This window comes from Streptomyces sp. BBFR102 (assembly GCF_051397025.1).
GTDB lineage: Bacteria > Actinomycetota > Actinomycetes > Streptomycetales > Streptomycetaceae > Streptomyces.
Genome location: NZ_CP195757.1, coordinates 2,424,906 through 2,434,102, shown reverse-complemented (window position 1 = coordinate 2,434,102; position 9,197 = coordinate 2,424,906). Strand labels below are relative to the sequence as shown.

At 74.0% G+C, this 9,197-nt stretch carries 9 protein-coding genes; 3 read left to right on the top strand and 6 right to left on the bottom strand.

Annotated features, from left to right (window positions below):
- Window positions 1-65: 65 nt before the first annotated feature.
- From ACSLIC_RS11025 to ACSLIC_RS11015, 3 genes are all read right to left on the bottom strand, one after another.
- The gene (locus tag ACSLIC_RS11025) at window positions 66-1,421 is read right to left on the bottom strand and encodes a serine hydrolase domain-containing protein (RefSeq protein ID WP_436737497.1); all 1,356 of its coding nucleotides are present in this window, start codon (window positions 1,419-1,421) and stop codon (window positions 66-68) included.
- Between the two features lie 324 nt (window positions 1,422-1,745).
- Window positions 1,746-2,849, bottom strand: coding sequence for a DUF1648 domain-containing protein (locus tag ACSLIC_RS11020; protein ID WP_436737496.1), 1,104 nt, complete (start codon window positions 2,847-2,849; stop codon window positions 1,746-1,748).
- Window positions 2,850-3,058: 209 nt separating this feature from the next.
- Window positions 3,059-3,475, bottom strand: coding sequence for a GntR family transcriptional regulator (locus tag ACSLIC_RS11015; RefSeq protein ID WP_436737495.1), 417 nt, complete (start codon window positions 3,473-3,475; stop codon window positions 3,059-3,061).
- A gap of 95 nt (window positions 3,476-3,570) precedes the next feature.
- On the opposite strand from ACSLIC_RS11015, the gene ACSLIC_RS11010 reads away from it, so the two are divergent.
- The 3 genes from ACSLIC_RS11010 to ACSLIC_RS11000 are packed head-to-tail and all read left to right on the top strand — an operon-like array spanning window position 3,571 to window position 5,674.
- Complete coding sequence (locus tag ACSLIC_RS11010) at window positions 3,571-3,942, top strand: hypothetical protein (protein WP_436737494.1); 372 nt, start codon at window positions 3,571-3,573, stop codon at window positions 3,940-3,942.
- Window positions 3,939-4,880, top strand: a complete 942-nt coding sequence (locus ACSLIC_RS11005) for an ABC transporter ATP-binding protein (RefSeq protein ID WP_436737493.1) — start codon at window positions 3,939-3,941, stop codon at window positions 4,878-4,880. Before ACSLIC_RS11010 ends, ACSLIC_RS11005 begins: the two co-directional genes overlap by 4 nt.
- Window positions 4,877-5,674, top strand: a complete 798-nt coding sequence (locus ACSLIC_RS11000; protein WP_436737492.1) for an ABC transporter permease — start codon at window positions 4,877-4,879, stop codon at window positions 5,672-5,674. Before ACSLIC_RS11005 ends, ACSLIC_RS11000 begins: the two co-directional genes overlap by 4 nt.
- Window positions 5,675-5,737: 63 nt before the next feature.
- Here the strand turns inward: ACSLIC_RS11000 and ACSLIC_RS10995 are convergent, their stop codons facing one another.
- The 3 genes from ACSLIC_RS10995 to ACSLIC_RS10985 form a co-directional block, all read right to left on the bottom strand.
- On the bottom strand, window positions 5,738-5,995 hold the full coding sequence (locus tag ACSLIC_RS10995; RefSeq protein WP_003948915.1) for an MbtH family protein: 258 nt from the start codon (window positions 5,993-5,995) through the stop codon (window positions 5,738-5,740).
- A 174-nt stretch (window positions 5,996-6,169) separates the two neighbouring features.
- Entirely contained in the window at window positions 6,170-6,979 is an 810-nt protein-coding gene (locus ACSLIC_RS10990) for an alpha/beta fold hydrolase (protein ID WP_436737491.1), read from the bottom strand.
- Between the two features lie 36 nt (window positions 6,980-7,015).
- On the bottom strand, window positions 7,016-8,440 hold the full coding sequence (locus ACSLIC_RS10985; RefSeq protein WP_436737490.1) for an aldehyde dehydrogenase family protein: 1,425 nt from the start codon (window positions 8,438-8,440) through the stop codon (window positions 7,016-7,018).
- Window positions 8,441-9,197: the final 757 nt, after the last annotated feature.

The following is a 9,197-nucleotide window of genomic DNA, read 5'->3' as shown; positions in this document are numbered from 1 at the left end:
CGGCAGGCGGGAAGGACGGAGTGCGGGCACCCGCGTCGCGGGGTGCCCGTCAGGCCGGGGGCGGGTCAGAGCCGGTGCATGGCCCGGCCGCCGTACTGGAGCAGGGCGACCGGCCCCGCCGGGTGCTCCCGGACGAAGCGGCCGGTGATCGGGAGCGCGCCGGGTTCGCCGCTCCGGGCCACGAAGAGGTCGTCCTCGTGCAGGGAGAGCCGGTAGTCGGAGTAGCTCTCGCGGGTCAGGAGGAGGTCGCCGGCGGCGTCGTGGACCACCATCAGCGCCAGGTCGCCGTTGGCGTAGGTGCCGAGGTGGTCGGCGTGCGGGGCGAGGGGCGGGGAGTCGGGGACGGGCAGCGCGTAGTGGCCCACGTCGAGCCCGGCCTCCGGCAGCCGCGCGACCAGCGCCTCCCACAGCTTCGGCCCGGCGGTGGAGTTGGCGGTCAGCGCCAGCGCCAGCGAACGGTCCGGGTGGATACGGAGGTTGCAGGAGGCGCCGCCCACCGCGCCGTCGTGGCCGTACCAGGCGTCGTCGCCGGTGCCGTGGCGCATCAGGCCCAGCCCCCAGCCGTCGGCCAGGCCGAACGGCTCGGCGTCCGGCACGCAGGTGCGCATGGCGAGGACGGCGTCCTCGGGGAGCAGGTCCCGCTGGGCGAAGGTCTTCCGGTCGGCCAGGTGCGGGCGGGCTGCGGTGACCAGGTCGGTGGCGCTGCCGACCAGCCCGCCGGCGGCGGCCAGGGAGAGTGAGGCCATGTGGTCGACGCGCTCGGCCCGCTCGCTCCCGGCGCGCAGCGCGTGGCCCTCTGCCACCGGCCGGGCGGCGCCGCCCCGGCCGGGGCGCGGGTCGTGCAGGAAGGCCGGCTCGATGCCGAGCGGACGCAGCAGGCAACTGTCCACGGCCGTCCACCAGTCCATCCCCGACGCCGCCTCGATCACCGCGCCCAGCAGGCAGTAGCCGGTGTTGGAGTAGGAGAAGGCGAGGCCCGGCGGGAAGAGCGCGGGCTGCCGGGCGCACGCCTTGGCGAACCGCCGGTACGAGGGGCCGCGCATCTCCTCGTACTCGATGCTGTCCACCACCCCGGCGGTGTGGCTGAGGAGTTGGCGGACGGTGGCGGTGCCGAGGGACGGGTCGGCGGCGCGTTCCAGGTCGGGGAGGAGCCCGGCGAGGGGGTCGTCGAGGTCCAGGTCGCCGTCGCAGACGAACTGCATGACCAGCTCGGCCGTGAGGAACTTGGTCACGGAGCCGAAGGGGAAACCCGTCCGGGTGGTCACCGGTTCACCGGTGCGGACCGAGGCGAGGCCGGTGGCGTACTCGCCGAGGGTGCCGTCGCGGTAGACGGCCAGCTGCGCCCCGGTGACCCGGTGCTCGCGCACCAGCTCCTCGAAGAGCGCGCCGACCGCGTCCCGTTCCGCCCCCTCGGCACCCACTGCGTCCCCTGCGCCCACTGCACCCACCGGACCCTCCACGCTGATCGTCGTGCCCCGGCGCGGACCCGCGGTACGGCGGCGACCAGGGGCTGTGCGGTGGATCTTCGTGGAACAGCCCGTGGCGTACGGCGAGAGCGCGTGCCAGGCATCGCAGGCCCACGAAGATCCACCGGACAGCCCCTACGGGGGCGGCGGGACATGCCTCGCCTGCCTCACCAGACTCCCGTGCGCCGGGGGCTACCGCAATCAGCTTCAGCAGCAGCGGAAAGCCGCTGGTCACAGGGGAGCTGACCGCAACCGGAACGGGCCTGCCCGCCCTCGCCGTCAGCCGAGGGCGAGCACCACGCCCGCCGCCGCGCCCAGCACCAGGACCACGGCGCAGCCGGCCAGGAAGCGGCGGTTGGCGAGGTTGACCGTCCAGCCCAGGCCGACGCGCTTGGGGACCAGCACGGCCGGGTCGTCGGCGTTGACGTACAGGGTCCCGGCGGCCCGCCAGAACCGGTCGTCGTCCCGCGTCACCAGGCCGGTCGCCTCGTCTTCCCCGGCCCCGGCCCCGGCCCGCGCCATCGGCAGGAAGGGGTACACCGCGCCGGCCACCGCCAGCAGCGCCGGCACGCCGACGACCACCGCGAGCAGCGCGCCCGAGCGGTTGCCGGTCCACATCATCGCGGAGAGGCCGAGCAGCATCACGTTGAGCAGCGCGCCCACCCCCAGCAGCGCACGGGCGGTCAGGGCGAGCCTGCGGCGGTACTCGGCCGCGCTGGCGCGGGGCCGGGAGGCGTCCACGTCGGCACGGGCCCGCAGCACCGCGGCGACCGTGCCGACCATGGTGAGGGTGACCGCGAGCTGGGCGAGGACCAGGCTGAAGGCCGACCAGAAGGTGGTGGCGAACGCGCGGTACGCGGTGCCCGAGGGGGAGCGCTCGGGCAGCCACAGCGTGTTCGGCAGCTCCGGGTAGGCGAAGGCCCCGGCCGTCGCGCTCACCGCGAGGACCAGCAGCGGGGGGACCACCCAGAGCCAGGGCATCCGCACCGGGTCGGTGCGCAGCGAGGTGTCCATGGCGATGCCCTGCCGCAGCTCCTCGTACCAGCCGCCCTCCTCCTTGGCGCGGGTGAGCGCCTGGTGGGCGCGGAGCCAGAGCACGGCGGCGGCGCCGCAGAGCACCAGCGCCGCCACGGAGCCGACCAGGGCACTGTCGGTGAGGGCGCCGAGGCCGAGCGAGACCGCGGTGAGGACGGCGGTGGCGGGCAGCAGCAGGGCCCGGTAGCGCCGGCGCTCCCGGTGGACCTCGGGCGCTTCCGCCCGGCCCGGGGGCACCCGGACGCCGAACGGCACCGCGTGCGGGCTCAGGCGCGGGCTCGGCGCCGCGTAGAAGACGGCGCCCAGGAGCAGGAGCACCGCGGAGTTGACGAGAAGGCTGACGAGCACGGCGTTCACCTGATCCGTCCGACGAAGTCATGGTCATGGCAGTCATGGTCATGGGAGCGGCCTCGCGGGAGCGGTTTCGCCGGGTGCGCCGCCGCGCGGCCGCGCGCCCGGCACCGTCCGGCAACCTCCCCCGCCGGCGGCCCGGACCGCAACCGTCTTCGGCGAGCGCCGAATGCGCGGCGCCCGCCGGGTCGTACGGTCACCACCGTCTATCCACCTCCGTCCTTCTCCTCGTCCGCCCGGCCGAGCACGAACCCGCCGAGGGTCGAGCGGACGTACGCCGCGACCTCCGCCTCGGGCACGCCCCGGACGACCGCCTCGGCGAGCAGGACGCGCAGCCGGGGCCGCCAGTCCTCGCCCGCCCGCAGTTCGGGCGTGGCCCGGCCGACGTCGGGGTGGATCACCGCGCCGCTCTTGCGGTTGATGCGGATGATCCCCTCCCGGCGGAGCAGGTCGTAGGCCTTGTTGACGGTGTGGAAGTTGATCGCGAGGTCGACGGCGCACTGCCGGGTGGAGGGCAGCGAAGCGCCCGGACCCAGCGTGCCGTCCGCGACGGATTCCACCACCCGGTCCCGGATCTGCTGGTAGATCGGGACCTCGCTGTCGAGATCGAGTAGGAGCTGCACGGCTCCAATCTATCTGATATACAACTACTAGAACAGATAGCCAGCGCGGAAGCCGCAGCGGACCTCACGGGTCCCCGAGGGATGGGAAGTTCCCCATGGCACTGATGAAGATCTCCGGCACCGACCTCACCGTGACGTTCAGCGGCTGGGAGCGGATGTGGCTCAAGCGCGACAAGGTGACCGTCCCGCTGGCGGCCCTGCGCCGCGTCGACCCCGTCCGCGACCCGCTGCGCGAGGCCCACGGCACCCGCAGCGGCATACAGGTCTCCGGCTTCGCGAAGGTCGGCACCTGGGGCCTGGTCAAGGGGCCACGCCAGCTCGTCGCCGCCTACCGGGGCTCGCCCGGACTGCGCGTCCGGCTGGACCGCGCCGCCGCCTGTGCCGACTTCGACGAGCTGGTGCTCTCGGTCGACGAGGCCGACCACCTCGCCGAGCAGCTCGCCCACCACCTCGGGAGGGGCCGGTGAACGCGTACGGGATCGAGGTGGCCGGCCTGACCAAGCGGTTCGGCGAGGTCACCGCCGTGGACTCGGTGAGCTTCGCCGTGGAGCCGGGCGTCGTCACCGGCTTCCTCGGCCCCAACGGCGCGGGCAAGACCACCACGATGCGCATGATCCTCGGCCTGGTCGCCCCCACCGAGGGCACCGCCACCATCGGCGGCCGGCGCTACGCGGAGCTGGACCGCCCCACCAGGACGGTCGGCGCGGTCCTCGACGCGGGCGCCTTCCACCCCAACCACGCGGCCCGCGACCACCTGCGGATCTACTGCGCCATGGGCGGCCACCCGGACAGCCGGGTGGATGAGCTGCTGGCCCGCCTCGGCCTCGCCGAGCACGCCCACCGCCGCACCCGCACCTTCTCCACCGGCATGAAGCAGCGGCTCAGCCTCGCCACCGCCCTCCTCGGCGACCCGCACGTCCTGCTGCTGGACGAGCCGGGCAACGGCCTCGACCCCGAGGGCATCGCCTGGCTCCGCACCTTCCTGCGCGAACTGGCCGCCGAGGGCCGCACGGTCCTCATCTCCAGCCATGTGCTCAGCGAGGTCCAGCAGATCGTCGACGACGTCGTGGTGATCCGGCGCGGCAGAATGGTCGCCGCCGGACCGCTGGGGGAGATCGCGCGGCGCCGGCCCGCCACCGTCCTGGTCCGCTCGCCCGACGCCGAGCAGCTGCGGGCGCTGATCCTCGACGGCACCAGGGGCCCGGACACCGAGGTGGCCACCGCCGACGACGGCTCGCTGCGGGTCAGCGGGCTGACCGCCGCCGAGACGGCCGACCTGGCCGCGGCCGCCGGGCTGCGGGTGCACGGACTCGGCGCCGAGGACAGCAGCCTGGAGCAGCTGTTCCTCGACCTGACCCAGGACCGGGCCGGACAGCCCGGGCAGTACGAGGGGAACGCGCGGTGAAGGCGTTGATCAAGGCGGAGTTCCGCCGGCTGGCGGCGACCAGGATGTGGCGGTGGGCGCTGGTGACCGCCGCCCTGCTCGGCGGCGGGCTGGTCGGCCTGATGGCCGTCGTGGGCCCGGAGAACTTCAGCCCGCCGATGCCCGGCCTGGACACCGAGGAAGGTGTGCTCTCCGTCCTCGGGATGCTCGGCTTCACCGTCTTCGTCCCGGCCGCCCTCGGCACGCTGGCGATGACCGCGGAGTACCGGCACCGCACCGCCACGTACACCTTCCTCTTCGCGCCGAGGCGCTGGCAGGTGCTCACCGCCAAGCTGGTCGCCTTCGGGGGCGCCGGACTGGTCTACGGGCTGGTGCTGGCCGTGAGCGCGGGCGCCGGGTTCTACGGGGCGCTGGCCGCGCGCGGCGTCACGCCCGGCCTGGCCGCGGGCACCGTCTGGGAGCTGCTGCTGCGGCTGGCCCTGACGATGGCGGTCTACACCCTGCTCGGGGTGGCGATGGGTGCGCTGATCCGCAACATGACCGTCGCCCTCGCCGTGGTCATCGGCTACCTCTACATGGGCGAGCTGATCCTCATGATGATCCCGGGCGTCAACCTGGTCTACCCGCTGCTCCCCGGCGGCGCCACGGCTTCCCTGACCAGCTTCACCTACGTCGCCGAGGCTGTCGCCGGCGAACTGGCCACCAGTCCCGTCTCGTTGCTCTCCCCCGTGGGCGGCGGACTGCTGCTGGCCGGTTACGCCCTGGTGGCCGCGGCGGTGGCGGTGCTGGTGCCCATGCGCCGCGACGTGGTCTGAGCATGCGGGAGCGGGTGCCCCGGACTGCACTCCGGGACACCCGCGACGGTTCGCGCCCGTGGATCAGGCGGGTACGGCGGTCTGGGCCGCCGTGCCCCGGGAGGTGGCCGGGACCCCGTCCATCTCGCGTATCAGGCTGGCGGGCCGCATGTCGGTCCAGTTCTTCTCGACGTAGTCGAGGCAGTTCTGGCGGCTGTCCTCGCCGAAGACGACCGTCCAGCCGTCCGGCACCTTGGCGAACGTGGGCCACAGCGAGTGCTGGTTCTCGTCGTTGACCAGCACGTAGAAGATGCCGTTGTCGTCGTCGAACGGGTTCTCCATGAGTTTCCCTTTCCTCATGTTGGGGTTCCGGTCAGATCCCGGTTCCCGCGGCATGGTTTCCCGGCCGTGTCGACCGGTTCAACGTGTTTCACCTGGGCTCGAACCGGCCCGGGCTGGTGCGGTCCGGTGGGGCCGGGGACGCCGCGCGAGGCGTGCCCCGGCCCCCCTGCCGGTTCAGGCGCGCCGCGCGAAGAAGTCGAGCAGGGCGTTGTTGACCTGGTCGGGGCGTTCCAGGTAGCCGTAGTGCCCCGCGTCCGCCACCTCCACGTACCGGGCGCCGGGGATCGCGTCGGCGACCTCGCGGCCCAGGTGCGGAGGGAGGACCAGGTCGTCGGCGAACCCGACGACCAGGCAGGGCGTGGTGATCCGCCGGTAGGCCGGCAGCCGGTCGGTGGCCATGTCGATGCCGAGCTGGGCGCGGTGGCCCGGGGCCCCGGAGAGGGGCGCCATCTCGAAGATGTCCAGCCAGTCCTGGATCTCCTTGTCGGAGCGGAGCGTGGCCGGCGACAGGTTCTGCAGGGCGCGCACGGTCGCGCCGTACAGCGGGGTCAGCACCCCGCCCGCGTCGTGGAACTCGCGCTGGGCGCGCGACTGTGCCCGCCGCATCGCGTCGTCCCGGCCGCGGGTGGCCAGCAGCGCCACCTGGCTGACCAGCTCCGGCCGGGCCAGGCAGAGTTCCTGGGCGACGTGGGCGCCGAGCGAGGTGCCCACCAGGCGGCACGGGCCGATGCCCAGGTGCTCGATGAGCCCCGCGGTGTCGGCCACCATGTCGTCGACGGTGAACCCCTCGGCGCAGGCGTCGGTCGGCGGGATGCCCCGGTTGTCGAAGGTGACGACCCGGTACCCGGCCGCGCGCAGCGCCGGCACCTGGTGCAGGTGCCAGGAGCGGCCGCCCGCGCCGGAGCCCATCACCATGACGACCGGCTCGCCGCTGCCGCTTTCCTCGTAGTGGAGTCTGATTCCGTTGACGCGTTCGATCGGCACGACTTGCCCTTCTTTTTCGGACGTCCCGCGTGGCCGTCAGGCGTCCGCGGGGGCGAGGAGCCGGGGGTGGCGCGGGGCCACGGGGCCCGCGCGGTACGGGGCGAAGAGCGCCGCCTCGTCGGGGACCCGGGCCGGGATGGGCCGGGAGACCGTGGTGTGGTTGAGGAAGTGGCGCCAGGTGACGTTGCCCGCGACGCTGGAGCCGCCCCAGCTGCCGGCGGAGAGCGTGGTGGTGAAGGGGACGCCCGCGGAGAGACTGCCGGTGTTGGTCATCGTCGACTGGTTGACGACGACCCGGCAGTGGGTGACCTCCTCGGCCAGCCGCAGCACCCGGTCCTCGCGGGTGGTGTGCACCGCGCAGCTGTGGCCGAGGCCGCACCGCTCCGCGATGGACTGCACCAGGCGGACCGCCTCGTCGAACTCCCGGTAGACGCAGAGGGCCAGCAGCGGAGAGATCTTCTCCCGCAGCAGCGGCTGGTCCCGCCAGGGGTCGGCGCAGCGGGCGACGAGGACGGTGACCTCCCGCCCACCCAGGTCGATCCCGGCCGCCGCGGCCAACTCCGTGGCCCGGCGGCCGATCAGGTCCCGGTCGAGTGTCGCGCCGTCCGGCCACAGCCGCCGGGTCAGTCGGTCCGTCTCGGCCTCGTCGCAGAGGTACGAACCGGCGTCGGCCAGGCCCTGCTCGAAGGCAGCCGCCACCGAGTGGTGGACCAGGACGTTGCTCTCCGAGGAGCACGAGGTGCCGTGGTTGAACCCGGCACCGTGCTGCACGGCGGCCACCGCCGCCGCCAGGTCCGCCGTCTCGTCCACCACCACCGTCGGGTTGCCGACCCCGGCCCCGATCGCGGGGGTACCGCTGCGGTACGCGCGGCGTACCGTGCCCGAGCCGCCGATGGCGACGACCGAGTCCGCCTCGGCCATCAGCTGCGAGCCCGCCTCCCGGCCCACCTCGGGCAGGCAGGCCAGCAGGTCCGCAGGCGCGCCCACCGAGGCGAGGGCGGCCCGCATCACGTCGATCGTGGCCCGCGCACTGCGCCGGGCCCGGGGGTTGGGGCTGAAGACGGCGGCGTTACGGGTCTTCAGCATCGGCAGCGCGTTGCAGATGATGCCGGGGGCCGGAGCCGTCGCCGGGCTCGCCACCGCGATCACCCCGAGCGGCTTGGCGATCTTCACCAGGCCCAGTGCCGGGTCCGACTCGACCACGCCGGTCGTCCGGGCCCCGTGCAGGTCCTGCAGGATGCCCAGCACCCGCCCGCGCTGGAGGGCGTACAGGTCCTCGGGGTCCCCGAGCCCGGTCTCACGGTGGCTCAGCCGGGCCAGCCGGCGCGCCGTCTCCTCCTGGTAGCAGTGCCAGCCGACGGCCGCGACGGCCCGATCGGTCTCCTCCTGCGACCACGAGGCGATCTCGGCCTGGGCGGCTCTGGCCCGGCCGACCACGTCCTCCACGGACTCCCTGATCACAGCTCTCCCCCAAGGGCGCTCGCTGGGAAGCGGTCTCCTGAAGAGCACAGGGACCCGCCTTCATCTCGGGGCGCCGGGCGCTCCCGGGCCTCCCGCAGAGAACTCCACGTTCCCGCCCGGCGCAGCGTAGGTCTCCCGCACATCCTCCAGCCACAGTTTCGGTCCTCGGCAAACCCTCCCGGTAAAGGGGGACTTGGCCATCTGCTCCCTCCCGGCCACGCCGGCGGTCGAGGACACCGCCCGCACCGGACACCGGAACAGCGAGAATCGGCCAGCCGCGCTCCCTGGTGGCCGAAGGGCGCGCCCCGGCCGGGCGCCGGGTCTTCGGCCGTCCCGAACACACCCCGATGGCTGGGACACGCCTCCTCCAGGCCACCCTCCGGCGTCCCCACCCCCGGGCGAACCCCGCCTCAGGGGCAGCGGACGCAGACCCCGGGGGAGCTCTGCCCGGCCCTGTGGCCTCGTGACTCGTAGTGAGGGGCCGCCGCATTCCCGCGCCCCCGGGGCCGCCGGGCGGTCCCGGCGGACCCCGTGCGGCGCGGAAACCCGAGCCCGGGAAGGGGGCCGGGATCTTTCGCCGGGCCCCGCCCGGAGCCACACCTGAAGAATTCATGATCGAGGTGGTGAATCGGCCATGGCGGCTCAAGGAACGCGGCACTGTCCGCGCGCGACCCGCCGTGGCACCGTCTGCAAGGTCTGGACGGGAGCGGCCGCACGCCGGCGCCCCTGGCACCAGCACCACGAGGTATTCGTGCGT